18 protein-coding genes are annotated in these 15,230 nt (G+C 37.4%); 2 read left to right on the top strand and 16 right to left on the bottom strand.

The annotated features are described in order from the left end of the window. Positions 1 to 167 precede the first annotated feature (167 nt). Both LGK97_RS13645 and LGK97_RS13640 read left to right on the top strand, forming a co-directional pair. Positions 168 to 1,361 carry a histidine kinase gene (locus LGK97_RS13645; RefSeq protein WP_226260303.1) on the top strand — a complete coding sequence of 398 codons (1,194 nt, stop codon included), beginning with the start codon at positions 168 to 170 and terminating at the stop codon, positions 1,359 to 1,361. Continuing rightward, positions 1,358 to 2,128, top strand: a complete 771-nt coding sequence (locus LGK97_RS13640) for a helix-turn-helix domain-containing protein (protein WP_226260302.1) — start codon at positions 1,358 to 1,360, stop codon at positions 2,126 to 2,128. Before LGK97_RS13645 ends, LGK97_RS13640 begins: the two co-directional genes overlap by 4 nt. Positions 2,129 to 2,239: 111 nt before the next feature. Here the strand turns inward: LGK97_RS13640 and cutC are convergent, their stop codons facing one another. From cutC to cutD, 16 genes are all read right to left on the bottom strand, one after another. Further along, entirely contained in the window at positions 2,240 to 4,624 is a 2,385-nt protein-coding gene (cutC, locus tag LGK97_RS13635) for a choline trimethylamine-lyase (RefSeq protein ID WP_226260301.1), read from the bottom strand. A 250-nt stretch (positions 4,625 to 4,874) separates the two neighbouring features. After that, the gene (gene eutM, locus LGK97_RS13630) at positions 4,875 to 5,159 is read right to left on the bottom strand and encodes an ethanolamine utilization microcompartment protein EutM (protein ID WP_226260300.1); all 285 of its coding nucleotides are present in this window, start codon (positions 5,157 to 5,159) and stop codon (positions 4,875 to 4,877) included. A gap of 124 nt (positions 5,160 to 5,283) precedes the next feature. Continuing rightward, a complete protein-coding gene (gene eutM, locus LGK97_RS13625; RefSeq protein WP_226260299.1) occupies positions 5,284 to 5,583 on the bottom strand; it encodes an ethanolamine utilization microcompartment protein EutM in 300 nt (99 codons plus the stop codon). Between the two features lie 20 nt (positions 5,584 to 5,603). After that, positions 5,604 to 6,254, bottom strand: a complete 651-nt coding sequence (locus LGK97_RS13620) for a phosphate propanoyltransferase (RefSeq protein WP_226260298.1) — start codon at positions 6,252 to 6,254, stop codon at positions 5,604 to 5,606. A gap of 1 nt (position 6,255) precedes the next feature. Next, positions 6,256 to 7,827, bottom strand: a complete 1,572-nt coding sequence (locus LGK97_RS13615; RefSeq protein ID WP_226260297.1) for an acetaldehyde dehydrogenase (acetylating) — start codon at positions 7,825 to 7,827, stop codon at positions 6,256 to 6,258. A gap of 44 nt (positions 7,828 to 7,871) precedes the next feature. Continuing rightward, on the bottom strand, positions 7,872 to 8,501 hold the full coding sequence (locus LGK97_RS13610; RefSeq protein ID WP_226260296.1) for a BMC domain-containing protein: 630 nt from the start codon (positions 8,499 to 8,501) through the stop codon (positions 7,872 to 7,874). 31 nt (positions 8,502 to 8,532) lie between these two features. Further along, a complete protein-coding gene (locus LGK97_RS13605; RefSeq protein ID WP_226260295.1) occupies positions 8,533 to 9,234 on the bottom strand; it encodes a cupin domain-containing protein in 702 nt (233 codons plus the stop codon). A 52-nt stretch (positions 9,235 to 9,286) separates the two neighbouring features. Then, positions 9,287 to 9,835, bottom strand: a complete 549-nt coding sequence (locus LGK97_RS13600) for a BMC domain-containing protein (RefSeq protein WP_226260294.1) — start codon at positions 9,833 to 9,835, stop codon at positions 9,287 to 9,289. A 1-nt stretch (position 9,836) separates the two neighbouring features. Next, on the bottom strand, positions 9,837 to 11,165 hold the full coding sequence (locus tag LGK97_RS13595) for a 4Fe-4S dicluster domain-containing protein (protein WP_226260293.1): 1,329 nt from the start codon (positions 11,163 to 11,165) through the stop codon (positions 9,837 to 9,839). Between the two features lie 127 nt (positions 11,166 to 11,292). Continuing rightward, positions 11,293 to 11,556, bottom strand: coding sequence for a EutN/CcmL family microcompartment protein (locus LGK97_RS13590; RefSeq protein WP_226260292.1), 264 nt, complete (start codon positions 11,554 to 11,556; stop codon positions 11,293 to 11,295). Beyond that, positions 11,550 to 11,855 carry a BMC domain-containing protein gene (locus LGK97_RS13585; RefSeq protein ID WP_226260291.1) on the bottom strand — a complete coding sequence of 102 codons (306 nt, stop codon included), beginning with the start codon at positions 11,853 to 11,855 and terminating at the stop codon, positions 11,550 to 11,552. The genes LGK97_RS13590 and LGK97_RS13585 overlap by 7 nt, the downstream gene beginning before the upstream one ends. A gap of 15 nt (positions 11,856 to 11,870) precedes the next feature. Continuing rightward, a complete protein-coding gene (gene eutJ / locus LGK97_RS13580) occupies positions 11,871 to 12,716 on the bottom strand; it encodes an ethanolamine utilization protein EutJ (RefSeq protein ID WP_226260290.1) in 846 nt (281 codons plus the stop codon). Next, complete coding sequence (locus LGK97_RS13575; RefSeq protein ID WP_226260289.1) at positions 12,698 to 13,372, bottom strand: ethanolamine utilization protein; 675 nt, start codon at positions 13,370 to 13,372, stop codon at positions 12,698 to 12,700. The genes eutJ and LGK97_RS13575 overlap by 19 nt, the downstream gene beginning before the upstream one ends. A 1-nt stretch (position 13,373) precedes the next feature. After that, entirely contained in the window at positions 13,374 to 13,832 is a 459-nt protein-coding gene (locus LGK97_RS13570) for a EutP/PduV family microcompartment system protein (RefSeq protein WP_226260288.1), read from the bottom strand. Beyond that, positions 13,829 to 14,182: a BMC domain-containing protein gene (locus LGK97_RS13565; protein WP_226260287.1), complete on the bottom strand. Its 354-nt coding sequence runs from the start codon at positions 14,180 to 14,182 to the stop codon at positions 13,829 to 13,831. The genes LGK97_RS13570 and LGK97_RS13565 overlap by 4 nt, the downstream gene beginning before the upstream one ends. Before the next feature lie 43 nt (positions 14,183 to 14,225). Continuing rightward, on the bottom strand, positions 14,226 to 15,176 hold the full coding sequence (gene cutD, locus LGK97_RS13560; RefSeq protein WP_226260286.1) for a choline TMA-lyase-activating enzyme: 951 nt from the start codon (positions 15,174 to 15,176) through the stop codon (positions 14,226 to 14,228). Positions 15,177 to 15,230: the final 54 nt, after the last annotated feature.

Raw genomic sequence — 15,230 nt, 5'->3', positions numbered from 1 at the left:
CAAAATCCCTATCAAACCATAATATAGATTGTTTACTATTGTACCTTTATACATTATAATAGAATACAAGCCATGCACAGATTCGAAAGATAATTATAGTCCATAGAACTTCGGCTATTGCTTTCTTTTGAATATAAATTACATGGCGGAAAAGGTGAATTAAAAGCATGAATAAAACTAATAATCTGCTGAAAAAATTAATAGCCTCTAATATTTTATATACACGATATATGAGTATTTTATCTCTGTCCGATCTACCTTTATTTTTAGTAGATACAAATGGGGATATTTTGTTTGAGTTTATTCCTTCCCCTGACTTTTGTACATATGTATGTCAGGAAAATAAGGGTCAAGTATGCCCCGATTACAAATGCAGACTAAATTCCAGTGGGCAGAATAGATTTGTCTGCCATTATGGTCTTGAAAACATACTGTTCCCCATCATATTTCAAGGTGAAATTTTGGGTTATATAGTTGGAGTACAGTCATATTTAGAGGAAAATGAATATCAGAAGCACATGATTGAAGTTCAATCCTTAAAAAAAGATATAAGTCCAGAATTTATTGCAAAATCTATTTTATCTCTTAAAACAGTGGAATCAAATAAAGTTAAAATACATGAGCAATTGTGTGGCCACATTGCCAAAAATATTGCCCTTGACTTGTCCGAAAGCATTAGTCATGAAGATTCAGATGCCATAAGGTTATCCATTGAAAAGGAAATGTTAGAGAAAAAAATCATAGATTTAGAGGGGAAAAACATGGCTCTTACCATCAACCCCCATTTCCTATTTAATACCTTAAATTGTATTGCGCGTATAGCGTATTTTGAGAATTCCCAAACAGAGGAACTTATATATTGCCTTTCCGATTTGCTACGTTACAATTTAAAGCAAAATAATCAGCTTCACACCATCGGTGCTGAAATTGACAACATTAAAAAATATTTATTTATCCAGAAGGTAAGATTTAAAAACCGTTTGGTATATGACTGCATCATCCCTGAGAATATAAATGCTTATAGAATCCCCAACATGGTGATACAGCCACTTGTTGAAAACGCTGTTATTCACGGCATAACACCAAAACGGGACGGAGGCAAAATTAGCATTTATGCGGAAGAATATAAAAATGAAATTGTTATTTCCATTATTGATAATGGAAATGGTTTCCCAAAGGATGTTTTGCAAGACATACAAAAATTCGAAAATAAATCGGGTCTAGGGTTTGGAAATACAAATAAACGTTTAAAACGGTATTACGGAGAACAATATGGACTTAAAATAGTAAAGTCTGATTATAGCGGAAGTACCGTTACTATCACCATTCCCATCCAACCTATTGCGGGGTTATTACCATGAATGTAGTTTTGATTGTAGAAGATGAAATACTAGAACAAGATTTTCTCAAAACAATTGTACTTGAGGATCTTTCTCCAGAGGATACTCTGCTGACCTGCGAAAGCGGAGTTCAAGCCGTAAAACTAGCAAAGCAATATCGACCGAATATTATCATAATGGATGTGATGATTCCTGAAATGGATGGTCTAAGTGCTATTCAGGAGATTCGAAAATTTCTTCCGAGTGTTTGTATCACAATTTTATCCGCCTATGCAGACTTTCCAAATGCACAGAAAGCCATTAAACTTGGAGTTTTTGAGTATCAGTTAAAGCCTATAAAGCCCAAAGTCTTCAAAGAAGTTTTTCATAGAATGCTGGACTCTGTAACCGAATATTCTGTTCCCTTGGAGGAAAAGTCTGAAAATACCTTCATAGAACAAACTGAATATCAGCATAACTTTATTGAGGACTCTGTAAAATATATTAAAGAGCAATTCAAAGAAAGATTAACTTTGGAAATGGTGGCATCTAAAGTGTTTATGAATCCTAAATATTTCAGTCATGTTTTTAAAAAGGAGATTGGAACCTCCTTTACAGAGTATGTAATTAATTTGAAAATTCAATATGCCTGTAGGTTACTGGAGACAACCAATTATCCTGCTTACCGTATTTCAATTGAATGTGGCTTCTCAGATCCCTCTTATTTTAACAGGGTATTCTCCGCCAAGATGAATATGACTCCAAACATTTATAGAAAATATTCGTATACAGCAAAACTGAAAGATTGAATGGTTTGGACTTAGGCGTTACAACATTTCCTTCACCTATAAAAAGAGACTACACAACAATATTTGTGTAGTCTCTTTTTACCTTATTTAACTATTAGTTGTATCATATATTTACTCTATTACTGTACGACTAATGATTTCATCTTGTACTTCCTTGCAAAGTTCAACAAAAAAAGCACAATATCCAGCAACTCGTACAATAAGGTCTCGATATTCTTCTGGGTGTGATTGGGCTTGTAGTAATGTCTTGGTATCCACACAATTGAATTGCATCTGAGCATTGCCCAGAATGGAGCCAGTACGCAACAGGGTAATAAGTCCCAACCTACCCTCGGAAGTATCTAAAGAATTACTAGTTATTTTAAAGTTATGAGCCATGCCAAGACTCATTGATTCAACATTAATCTTGGATACAGACTTTATGACTGCAGTGGCTCCTTTTTTATCAGCACCTTGAGAAGGGCTCATTGCATCAGAAAGTGCTACACCTGAAAGGCGACCATTGGGTGTTGCTCCAATCATGCCTCCCAAAGGCGTATTAAATGACTGGGACAGAGTGCCATGGATTTGTCTTGCATAAAGTGACTTATGCTGATTAATTCTTTGTTCTGTATAATCGATAATGTCCTTGGCAATGAGATCTGCATAGTCCACGTCATTACCATATTTAGGTGCCTCAATGCAGTCACGCTGTATTTGTTCGTACCCTTCCCAGTTAGCGTCAAGGGCTTTTTTAATATCTGCAAGCGTATATTTTTTATCATCATAAACGAGTTTTTTAATCGCAGCCATGCTGTCCACATAGGTACCCAGTCCTGCGAATATTGTTCCTGGTCCTTCATAAAGAACAGCTCCACCAGCTGTTACATCTTTGCCTGTTTGCATGCAACCGTCAACAAACAGTGACATATAAGGAGAAGGCGTAACATCTCTGAAAACTTGCTGCGTCAGAACTGTGCCTCTAGAATTCATATCTAGCAGATAGTTGAGCTGCTGCTTCACAGCAGCATCAAATTGTTCATAAGTTGTCAATTCCGCAAGCTTTCCGGTGTCTAACCACTGTTTGTCTCCGTAAGACTTAAGACTGCCACGATTGAACACCATTTCAATGGTAATAGGCCATTGTGTAAATCCACCGGCTGTCCACTGGTGGATACGTCCGGATTTTTGCGGTTCCACACAACCCATAAGGGAATAGTCACGAGCATCTTCAAAATCAAAGCCTTTCCTAAGCATCATTTTGATATGTGCATCATCAAAATGGCATGCAGGCATACCTGCGCCGGACTTGATAACATCTACAATTTTTTCTAAATAACGCTGTGGAGACTGATTGTGAATACGGCAGGCAAGTGATGGCTGGTAAACCTTAACTTTTTCCACAGCATCCATAACCAGATATGTTAATTCATTGGTGCCATCTCCACCCTCACGTTTTTGTCCACCTACACACATGTTGATAAAAGGCATATATCCCGCAAAGTATTTCGCAGTCGCTCCCGGTGTATACCAAATCATTTCTGAGCATTTGATCATGAAACAACCCATCAATTCAAAAGCCTGCTGCTGGTTAAGTCCTCCGGTTTCAATATCTGAATCATAGCAAGGTAACACATACTGGTCAATACGTCCAAGTGATGTACTACATTGATTCTCTTCCATCAAAAATAGTGACTGTATTGTCCAAATGGCCTGCAATGCTTCGTGAAATGTTTCCGGTGGATTACCTGGCACTCGGGCATTTACCTCTGCGATCTTTTCAAGCTCTGATTTGCGCTTTGGATCTTGTTCCTTTTCAGACATTTCCCGTGCAAAGGCTGAAAGACGAGCGGCATATGTAAGAATTCCCTCACAGGTTTCTATTGCCGCTTGATAAAAGTCAATTTTATCCTTGTCCTCAATTTTGTCAACGGATAAGCCGGCAAGACAAGTTTCAGCTTCAGCTTTAACTCCGTAAATGCCCTTTTTGAAAAGAATAATATCATAACCTGGACTTGTATCCCCACCACCGCTGGTAATATGATAGGTCAAATCACTTATGCACGCTTCGGCACCGAATTCCCACAAATCTTCGGTGCGAAAAGCTTTTTCACATTCCTCCGCTAGAGATTTACCTTCCCAAAAGGGGAACAATTCCTCCCGCATAGTCTTCTTGTCTTCTTCACTGATGAAGTAAGGATCCTGTGATCTTGTGCTGATGGTGTCAAGTTCATCACGAACCCACTTCCATGCGGTATCTGGAGAAAATGCACCGGCACGCGGTTTGCCGCAAGGGTGTCCGACTATAAGTTCATGTTCTTGTATAAGCATTGGTGCAGTTTCGCATGCTAGCCTGAATCCTTTGGCCCTAAGCACGTTTCTTGGAAGGTCCGGGTATTTTTTTGCAATTTCGGTATATGCCAAGGCACGATTAATGGTAATACTTGGTTTGACATTTAAATATGCTTCTTTCAGAAGCTGAAGTCGTTCAGGTAGATATGAGTTTTTCTGTATCATAATATTCCTCCTGTAAAAACTTGGGTACTTTCAAGATTCACTTCATGTAAATACCTTCCATAATATATTCAGCTACCTAGCCGTCAATTCTTTTACGCTTACGATAATTATACAAAAATAGGACTGTTACACCCTAAATACTCTTTATTTGTGCAGAACAGTCCTAAATTTTCTAAACAAGCATTATTTAAACAAGCATTATCTTAATAATGTAGTTTAAATGACAAACTTCAATTTACTTTATATTTTATTATTTAATTGTTGTTTTAGGAAGAATACCTTCAACTTCAACATGTGGACGAGGGATAACATGAACAGAAATAAGTTCTCCAACGCGTTGAGCTGCAGCAGCACCAGCATCAGTTGCTGCCTTTACAGCACCCACGTCACCTCTTACCATTACTGTTACTAAACCACCACCAACAAATTCTTTACCTACTAAATAAACATTTGCTGCTTTAACCATTGCATCTGCTGCTTCAATAGCCCCAACTAACCCTTTTGTTTCTATCATTCCTAATGCATCTTGTTTCATTTTTATTCCTCCTAAATTTTTATTTTATAATTATAATTTAATTGTAAATAACGAGATTCATAGTATTTGTTTCTTTTTTCTCAATATGACATTCTAATTCCAAAATATCATTTGCTAGCAGATACTATATTAGTTCTTCTTCCTTCTTTGTTGTTCTTGGAAGAATACCTTCAACTTCAACATGTGGACGAGGGATAACATGAACAGAAATAAGTTCTCCAACACGTTGTGCTGCAGCAGCACCAGCATCAGTTGCTGCCTTTACAGCACCTACGTCACCTCTTACCATTACAGTTACTAAACCACCACCAACAAATTCTTTACCAACTAGGTAAACATTTGCTGCTTTAACCATTGCATCTGCAGCTTCTATAGCTCCAACTAACCCTTTTGTTTCTATCATTCCTAATGCATCTTGTTTCATTTTTTATTCCTCCTAAATTTTTATTTTACAATTATAGCTTTTGATAATGAATTAATATTCATAGCATTTGCTTCTTCTGTGTCTATGTGACATTCTAAAGCAGACGCATCATTTGCTCTAACGGCCACATTATTGTAAATGCCTCCGCGTGGTCCTTCAAATTGAATAGATACCATCTGTCCATCATGCACGCCAATGTTTTGTGCATCTTTAATTGTCATATGAATATGCCTTTGAGCAACAATTAGACCTTCCGTAGTCTGAACAGATCCCTTTGGTCCAATTAATGTGATTCCAGGTGTTCCACTTAAATCTCCTGATAGCTTAGGTTGTGAAGCTACTCCTAGCTTAAAGGAATCTCCTGTGAGAACTTCCACCTGTGTCTTGTTACGTATTGGGCCAAGAATTCGAACCTTTTCTATTGCTCCCTTTGGGCCACATATTGTTACCATTTCTTTACATGCATACTGTCCTGGCTGTGACAAATCTTTAAATTTTGTCATTTGATATCCTTCTCCAAACAAACTATTCAAATCCGCCTGTGATAGGTGAATGTGGCGATTGGATACCCCAACTGGAATTTCGTACATATTCTCTTTCCCTTCTACTGAATTCAAGTTTGATTGAGCCGCCTCCAGTAAAAGCTTTAGGACAGCATCATACTTTTCCATTTTAGTTGGCTCCCTTCATTGCGCTTACTAGTTCGCTTACCAGTTTTAGAAGCTTTTCATTATCAGTACAATCATTCTCAACTTCAGATGTACAAGCAGATACAGATGCTGCTGCATATGAGTCAGGACTTATAGAATAGCATCCTGCTCCCTTTTGAACTTCACAGTTACCAGAAAGTTCAGTATGATTGAAAGTTGGATCAGATGAAGCTAATGTACTGCAATCCTTAGTGCCGTATGCAACTCTCTTTATATTAATCAAATGCATTGGACTAACATTTTCTGAAACAGAACTTCCTCCCCATGTACCACAACCTAGTGTAAATGAAGGTATAAGTCCTGTGCTTGCACCAGTACCACCTTGACTCCCACCAGTATTAACCAAAATACGAGATGCTGGTTTTTTAGCAAACTTCATTACCATATCTCTATCTTCTGTATGAAGACTCATAGTGTGTCCTATACCATTCTGAAGCAATTGAATACTTAGATCACATGCCTCATGCCAATCTTTAGCTGTATAGAAAGCAAGTACTGTTGTCAATTTTTCGTAAGATAGTGGGTAACCAGCCCCAACACCTTCCTGCCTACCTATAAGAACCTTCGTTCCTTCTGGAATTGAAATCCCTGCAGCAGATGCAATAACTTGAGGGGATCTACCTACAAATTTTGCACTCATAGTGTGTCCATCATTCTTAAACAGTAACTCACAAACTTTTTCAGTTTCTTCTAAGGTCATAAAATATCCGCCTTGCTTCTTGAATTCAGCCACTACAACGTCATGGTTGCATTCTTCAACAATTATAGACTGTTCTGATGCACAAATAGTCCCATAGTCAAAAGTCTTGCTTGCAATAATATTCTTAACTGCTTGCTCAACTTTAGCTGTTCTTTCAATATAAGCTGGAGAGTTACCAGCACCAACACCCAATGCAGGTTTTCCTGAACTATAAGCAGCCTTTACCATTCCAGGGCCGCCAGTTGCAATAATCAAAGCAACCTCACTACATTTCATTAACTCATTTGTAGCTTGTATAGTTGGTATAGAAATAGTTCCAATTATATTGGCAGGAGCTCCTGCCGCTACCGCTGCTTCATTCATAAGGTTTATAGCCTTAACTGTACATTTTAATGCAGCAGGATGTGGCGAAAATACAATTGCATTACGTGATTTAATTGCAATTATAGCTTTGAAAATAGCAGTAGATGTTGGATTTGTAGAAGGTACAATACCCATTATAAGTCCAACTGGCTCCGCAATATCAATTACCTTTTCAACTTCATCTTCGCGAATCACACCAATAGTTTTCATATCTTTAATGGCATTATACACACTAGTAGACGCCATATGGTTTTTATAAGTCTTATCCTCAGCTTTTCCAAACCCAGTTTCCTCAACAGCCATCTTAGCTAGGCACACCGCATTTTCCTCCGCTACTTTAACCATGTTACATAGAATCTTATCTACTTGTTCTTGCGTATAGTCAGCCATCTGATTAGCTGCGATCTTTCCTAATCGTGCAAGATTTCTTGCTTCTTGTACTGAGCGTAAATCCTTATCAAAATTCTCCAATTAATTCTCCTCCATTCTTTTTCTCATAAAGTTTTATAACTGCGTTAATTATTTCCGTAATATTTTCTAAACTCTGTAAGTAGAAGCATTTTATTAGCTTTAGAAACTCTTCTTCCTGCTATACCAAAGTTTTTATATTGACGAGCTAAATTTCGAAGTTCTATAACTTTAAACTTGCTTAAAATCTTAATAGCCTCTTCCAAACCATATTCAGATACTATCTTATCTACAGCTTCCTTATTATAGAATTCATGCAAATCAGTTTCTAAAAAAGTATCTTCAACTTCAACTTCCACAGGAACTTCTTTATTGACTTCTTCACTGATTTCAATTTCCTGCTTCTCTTCTGTTTTCGTTTCTACTGGCTGAATAGTTAATATATCTTCATTTTTCAGCGGTACTGCTGATAAAATTATCTTGTCCAAGTCTTCATGTGGCCTCGGAATAATATGTTGCGAAACAAGTAATTCGCTATTTATCTTTCTAACTGCTGCTTCACCAGCCTCTACAGCTGCTTTCACTGCACCAACATCTCCAGTTACAACAATAGAAACAAGACCTCCGCCTACATATGTCTTTTCCAAGAGATTAACATCTGCCGCCTTGAGCATAGCATCTGCACTCTCAATAGCTGCAATGAGTCCTTTTGTTTCGATTAACCCAAGTGCCTGCATTGCCTAACCTCCTTAACTTTCATCAACAGTTCTAATGTGTAACATAGAATGCTTTCATTTTGTTAGGTGAACCAAATGCTAATTTAGTTGCCTTAGGGAAGAATACTGAATCTCCAGGATTTGCAACATAAATCTTTCCATTTACTGTTACTGTAAGTGTACCTTCAGCAACACAGTATATTTCTTCGCAAGTAGTTTCCCAGTCGAAAGTACAATCTTCAATTGTAATAAATCCTGCATTCATTGAGCAACCATCGTTGGCATTTATAATTTCTTGGTAGAATACCTTATCGTTTGGATTTCCAGTATCAAGAACTTCCATTTTTACTGAATTACCACGAACTATCTTTAAACCACAGTCATCAATTTCAGCAATATAAGGCTTGTCAGAAACAGAATCAAGAATTCCAGTTAAGAGTCCTTTGTCCATCATAGCTTTAAATACTTTATAAATCATATCAGCGTCGATTCCACCCTCACAAGCTTTTGCAAGATCAGAAGCAATTCCTTCACAAGAATTCTTTTCCTCACAAACCTTTAAAGGTTCACAAGCTTTTTCTTCACAACAATCCTTTGCTTTGGATACAGGGTCATCTGTAGAAAACTCTATTCCACAAGCGCTAGCTGCATCTTTCGCTGACGGAGTAATAATTGTATCACTATCAATATATAACACCTTTTGCCCTTGCTTTTCTGCATTTTCAATATCTTTTACACTAATCAATCTTTTCATTACTTCACATCCTTTTATTTATTGCTATAGTCATTAAAAACATCTTTTTATATTAAAACAAAGATGACAATAGTCTGTCAGATGGGGAAGCTATAATCTCTGCATTTACCAACAGACCTTTTTCTTCTGCAATAGCCTTTCCTATTTCAATACCAGTTGAAACTGCACCCACATCACCAGTAAAAGTAAAGAATGACTTACCACCTAGTCCATTTCCCAATCGGAGTTCTAGCGGCTGTAAGTCAGCAGCTTTTAAGATTGCATCAGCAGCTATAACCATAGTTGCCAAAGAGAAAGATTCCATAATTCCTAGTGCCTGAATTTCATCTGGCATTGTTGTACCTGTGATTGCTGGAAATACTGCTGGGCTGACATTTGGTATAACAATGGAATCAACCAAAAATTCTTCTGCCAATTTTTCACCAAGACTAACTGAATCTTGAACTGATGAAACATCACCCTGAACAATAACTATATACTTTCCGGGGCAAACAGAACTGGCTGTAACTATTTCTACATCAGCAATTTTTAACATCTGATCTGCTGCATATATACCACGGGCAATACTTGTAAATTCAAGCATTCCTATTGCTATTGACATATCAGTCCCTCCTTATTGCAATAAAATCATTTCCACTTTCCACAACCGTCCCTCTAATACTTGCATGAATTGCAGCACCCAAACTATCTTCAGGAATTTTGCCTATTAACTGTCCCAATTGCACATGATCACCAATATTAACAACTGACACTGCAGGTGCTCCTACATGTTGCCTTGTTGAAATATGTACTAATTCAGGTTTTATTTCAACTTCCGTCATAGGAGCCGGTTTGTCAAAATCACGTAGTCCCAGTCTAGCCACAAGACGCTTACTTGGAACCAATCGATATCCACGGTTTTTGCTAGGAGTGAAGTCTGACTGCATTGTCTTATACCTTATATTCTGCTTTGCCAATTTCTCTTTAAAATAGAGGTTTGCAGATTTCGGATAAAGTCCTACTGGACAAGAGAATAATTCACATAAATTACACTGACAACATAGCTGTGCACTTTTTTGACCTTCAACATCTGTTAATGCGTAATTTAAAGCTGTCATCATCTTGTGTGGTTGCACATTGTGTCCAAGGAGATAGCGCGGACACATATCCGTACACATGCGGCACTGCTCACAGGAAGCTCTATTAACTTTTCTTGCCTGTTCTATATTCATAGATTTCTTACGAATAAGAGAATGCTGTTTTTTCAAAATTATAAATCCCTTATTTTTCTTTGTAATATATCCATAGATATCACTCATAACAGGACCCATCATAGGCCCACCATCAATAACTGCATAGTCATCAAAATTTTCTATACCGCTCTGCTTTAACACATCTATAATAGGCGTGCCTACAGGAACCTTAATGGTAAGGCTTTTAGGTATATCTCCTGCAACTGTGATATATTTTTCTGTGACTGACTGACCCAAAGAAGCATTGTAAATATTTAATGCAGTTTCTGTATTTACTACTACACATCCAACCTGAATTGGTATACCCATTTCAGGAACAACTCTGCCTGTAAGTTCATAAACTAAAACTTGTTCATCACCTACAGGATAAATATCCGGAAGCTCTTTCACTTCAACAAAATCACTTAGCTGCAATATCTCAATTCGATCTCTCAAAATAGAAATAACTTCTTTATGCTTTCCTTTAACCCCTATAAGAGCTTTACTTGCGCCGACAAACTTTCCAGCTAATACAAAGCCTTTAATTATCTCCTCTGGAAATAGTTCCATCAACTGCTGATCCACCCTAAGTAGTGGTTCACATTCAGCTCCGTTAAGAAGTATATATTCTGGTTTCGATGCTAGTTTTACATGAGTAGGAAACCCTGCACCCCCTGCACCAATAACACCGCCTTCCCTAACTATATCAAGAAGACTCATTCTAACCCCTCCTGTAGTTCTCTGGGGTACAAAACAATTATCAATTGTTTTGCCTCCTGTAGTTCTATGAGGTACATAAGAATTATTAATTCTTACGCCTCCAATAGATCACTGAAACACATAAAATTTATTCGACATCGCAATCGTCATCAATGATTCCGATAACAACTGCATCAACTGGGATATCATCATCTCCAAGCATTCGGCGAGCCGATGAGCCTGTGCATACAATAACCCTATCTCCAATACCGGCACTGATGATATCTACAACAATCAAACGCTGGCCAGCACTTGTGCCACCGATTACTTCTGCAAGCATAAACTTTAGCCCATTGAGTGATTCTGCTTTTCTTGTTGCCCATACACTATCAATCAGTTTCGCTATTAGCATAATTCTTTCTCCTTTTTCATGCTGTGTTTAATCTCCTCAATGGCAGATTCAACAGATGAAGTATCACCAAAAATCGCAATCATTATCATGTTTTGAGGACAGCTTCCTCTAATATCTTCTACTGTGACACCAACAGCTTTTTCAGCAATATCCGCCGCACAAATCATCTCTATCATTCTTCCTTGCACAAGCCCAACTGCATCAAAACAAATTGCCTCTTTGTTAACACCTGCTCCCATGCGCCTCATTAGAATATCTATAGTACCTGCTGTAGGGGATTTAATAATTCTAAACTCCATATTCAATCATCCCTCCTAACTTATACTTTCCTGTGTACAACTAAGTGCAATTCCCAAGGGAGTTACAAACATAGGATTTTGTGGCTTATGAGTATAAATTCCTGTTTGCTTTTCTATAATTTTTTCAATACCAGTTAGGCAACATGTTCCACCAACCAAACATATTTCCTTAACATCATAACCTTTAATATGCTGATTAATTATTGATGCAATCTTTTCAACTACTGGCTTAAGTACCGGTAACATCTCCCTGTGATTTTCAGGATTACGCTTGTAAATTTCTGCCTCTGCAAAGTCAATTTTATATGCACCAGAAACAACTAAGGAGAAATGAGTACCGCCTGTTGGCTCATCTGCAACATAAATAACTTCTCCATTCTTTAGAATTGAAATTCCAGTTGTTCCACCGCCAACATCCACAACTGCACCCTCTTGAATTTTGAGGACATTATTGGCAGCAGTAGATTCATCAAGCACATTTGTTATTTCAAAACCAGCAGCCTGAACCACATTCTTAACTGCTCCTGAATCCAAAGCATCTGTACCTGGCGGAATTGCAGCCGCTGCATATATGAGTTCTACTCCTATTTTGTGTTCAATTTCCTGTTTAAGTTCTTTAACAATTTTAATTGCACCGATATAATCCACAACCATACCATCTCGAACTACGTCTGCATATCTATAAGCACCTGCCACAGGTTTGTAGTTTTCATCCAAAACTGCTAATACAACACATGCCGTACCTAGGTCGACTCCTGTATAGTAAACAGAAGATTTACCCACAATGGGGTTTTTCACTACATTCTCAAAATCCCGAACAAGTTGATCACAGCATTCAAAATTTAACTTTTTCCCTGACATTCTTTACCTCCTAAAACCGAACAAATCATTTGCGACAAAGTATTAATAATTTGATTAACCTTCCCAATAACTTCTGTGCATAGCTGCTCATCACTGCCCTCATATAGTTCTAAAACAATTGGTTCAATTTCGCGAAGATCACAGCGTAACCTGTGTAAAATTATAATCTTTCTTCCCTGTTTAAGTTGCATATGAGCCTCAGTGATTTCAAAGCAGTCATCCAAATCTTCAGAAAAATTTTCTGCATTTATCCCTGCGCATTCCTCTAAGCTAAGGTTTTCAACTAAGCCTTTATCATCTATATAATTCCTAATTAAGGAGAACTGTTTATCTAAATTAATAAGACTCTGTGCCAAAGAAACATCCCCACTTAAAAGCTCTTCTGCTGAAATAAGAAACAATGCTTCCGTGGACTTCATCTTACTTTGAAGTTTCTTCTTTTTCCAATTGTTCTTTCTCCCTAGTAATTCCGCTGCTGGCTCTTTATTTACAGTACTTTCCTTTGCAGCAGAACCATTATCTAGCATATTAATCCTATGATCTGATAGAAACTGACGTGCTCCGGGCGTAAGCCTTGCTCCTGGTTCTATCTCATAAGTTGTAAAAGGTTCTTTTCTATTTAAATCCCGTAAATCATTTTCGGTGATAAATTTCATCTTAGTCCCCCTTTACTCTTTTTTCAAAAGTAAATAAATATTCTTTCAAAGCATCTATGCCTACCCCAGTAGGAACACTAATTTTATAATAAGGCTCTGATGCTCCTATGTTCCTAAGCTGCCTTAAGCATAAATCCTCATTTTCTGGCATTAAATCAATTTTCGTTATTACACCAACTACAGGGCACCTAAATGCCTTGGCAAAACCAGGGGAATAGATGTTACCGCACCTTGATTGATCAACTAAAATTAAAACATGTGATGCATCCTGTGCAGCTGCAATTAAATGTTTGTACATCCATGGATTTTCAATATAAGAACCTGGAACATCTATAGTATTTTTTCCATAAATCATATCCTGTGTTTTCCTCAGTGGTCCATGATAATCATTAAGTATATTAATCAATGTGGTCTTACCGCAATTTGTGGGTCCTATTACCATTACACGCTTCTTTCTCATGTTCTTGTAATAGGAGCTATGGTAAAGTCCAACAAATTTTTCAATGTATCATTTACTGCTCTTAGTGCTGTTTCAACGCTCTGAACATCACCAGTAATAATTAAAGATCCAGTAAAACGATCTAAAAATCCAATTTCAACATCCGCCGCTTTTGTTGCAACATCAGCTGCAATAATAGCTACTTCATATGGCGTTATAGTTAAAATTCCAATTGCACCTTTATCGTCTATACCCAAGCGCTCATAAATATCCGGCATGGGTGAAGCAATTACATGAGCGATTGTAACCTGTTTTCCAGGTACTGATTCTTCTATGACACGTTGCACAGCTTTTCCATCAACTGTTCCCATAAAAGTTACCTCTCAATCTATTTTCTATTCTAACAATCATATATCAGTGTTTGATAACCATAACTGGAAAATCATATTTTTTAATCCAACTCTCAATGATGTCTAATTCATTGCTACTTAAGCTTGGATCTCCCTGTATTGGGTAATCCATTTGTAATTGTGTGTACTTATTTACACCTAATTTGTGATAAGGAAGCAAATCTATACCTTTAAAATTTTTGTAATCACGGAAAGGCATTAAAAAGTTAATTACCCTTTCAATTTCATCCTGACTATCATTTATCCCTTTTAAAAGGGGCATTCTTACCTTAACGTTATAACGCTTTCGAAGAAGTTCCTTCAAGTTTTCTAGTATTCGCTCATTGTGCACTCCCGTCAACTGGTAGTGCCTTTGGGCATCAATGTGTTTAATATCAAAAAGGAATAAATCAGTGAACTCAGCAACCTTAAGCACTGCTTCTAATTTTGCATAGCCACATGTTTCAATAGCAGTATTAATTCCTTCTTGCTTGCATGCCATAAGTAAATTTGCAGCGAACTCAGGTTGCATCAGTACCTCACCGCCACCTAATGTAACGCCACCACCTGAAGTATCATAAAATGCAATGTCCTCTTCAATAATCTCCATAAGCTCAGAAACAGTTTTTACCTGACCCACAATGGATAATGCAGACTCAGTACAAATCTCCTCACATTTACGGCAACCTATACAATCAATGCTATTCATAACCTCATGTTTTAGCCCTTTTGACATAGTATGGATAGATACTGGGCAAACAGTAGCACAAGCACCACAATCAGTACAAGAGTCTCTTTTGAACATAACCTGATATTTTCGTTCAAGTCCTTCAGGATTGGCACACCACTTACAACGTAGTGGGCATCCTTTAAAGAACACCAATGTCCTTACTCCCGGTCCATCATACATATTGTATTTTTGCACATTGAAAATCAATGCTTTTCTTTCAATTGTAGCTACATTCGAATTGCTCATAACATCTAATCTCCCGTTCAAATAAATAGTTTAACAGCGCCCGATTCTCTAACA

It is taken from the genome of Clostridium sp. CS001 (genome assembly GCF_020443565.1).
Classification (GTDB): domain Bacteria; phylum Bacillota; class Clostridia; order Clostridiales; family Clostridiaceae; genus Clostridium_AD.
The sequence above is the reverse complement of the archived record's forward strand: the minus strand, read 5'-3'. Positions and strand labels throughout refer to the sequence as shown.

Excerpts from the sequence above, each read along its gene's own strand:
- LGK97_RS13645 (WP_226260303.1), top strand. The coding sequence starts at position 168 with ATGAATAAAACTAATAATCTGCTGAAAAAATTAATAGCCTCTAATATT.
- LGK97_RS13640 (WP_226260302.1), top strand. The coding sequence starts at position 1,358 with ATGAATGTAGTTTTGATTGTAGAAGATGAAATACTAGAACAAGATTTT.
- cutC (WP_226260301.1), bottom strand. The coding sequence starts at position 4,624 with ATGATACAGAAAAACTCATATCTACCTGAACGACTTCAGCTTCTGAAA.
- eutM (WP_226260300.1), bottom strand. The coding sequence starts at position 5,159 with ATGAAACAAGATGCATTAGGAATGATAGAAACAAAAGGGTTAGTTGGG.
- eutM (WP_226260299.1), bottom strand. The coding sequence starts at position 5,583 with ATGAAACAAGATGCATTAGGAATGATAGAAACAAAAGGGTTAGTTGGA.
- LGK97_RS13620 (WP_226260298.1), bottom strand. The coding sequence starts at position 6,254 with ATGGAAAAGTATGATGCTGTCCTAAAGCTTTTACTGGAGGCGGCTCAA.
- LGK97_RS13610 (WP_226260296.1), bottom strand. The coding sequence starts at position 8,501 with ATGCAGGCACTTGGGTTAATCGAAACAAAAGGACTCATTGCAGCTATT.
- LGK97_RS13605 (WP_226260295.1), bottom strand. The coding sequence starts at position 9,234 with ATGAAAAGATTGATTAGTGTAAAAGATATTGAAAATGCAGAAAAGCAA.
- LGK97_RS13600 (WP_226260294.1), bottom strand. The coding sequence starts at position 9,835 with ATGTCAATAGCAATAGGAATGCTTGAATTTACAAGTATTGCCCGTGGT.
- LGK97_RS13595 (WP_226260293.1), bottom strand. The coding sequence starts at position 11,165 with ATGAGTCTTCTTGATATAGTTAGGGAAGGCGGTGTTATTGGTGCAGGG.
- LGK97_RS13590 (WP_226260292.1), bottom strand. The coding sequence starts at position 11,556 with ATGCTAATAGCGAAACTGATTGATAGTGTATGGGCAACAAGAAAAGCA.
- LGK97_RS13585 (WP_226260291.1), bottom strand. The coding sequence starts at position 11,855 with ATGGAGTTTAGAATTATTAAATCCCCTACAGCAGGTACTATAGATATT.
- eutJ (WP_226260290.1), bottom strand. The coding sequence starts at position 12,716 with ATGTCAGGGAAAAAGTTAAATTTTGAATGCTGTGATCAACTTGTTCGG.
- LGK97_RS13575 (WP_226260289.1), bottom strand. The coding sequence starts at position 13,372 with ATGAAATTTATCACCGAAAATGATTTACGGGATTTAAATAGAAAAGAA.
- LGK97_RS13570 (WP_226260288.1), bottom strand. The coding sequence starts at position 13,832 with ATGAGAAAGAAGCGTGTAATGGTAATAGGACCCACAAATTGCGGTAAG.
- LGK97_RS13565 (WP_226260287.1), bottom strand. The coding sequence starts at position 14,182 with ATGGGAACAGTTGATGGAAAAGCTGTGCAACGTGTCATAGAAGAATCA.
- cutD (WP_226260286.1), bottom strand. The coding sequence starts at position 15,176 with ATGAGCAATTCGAATGTAGCTACAATTGAAAGAAAAGCATTGATTTTC.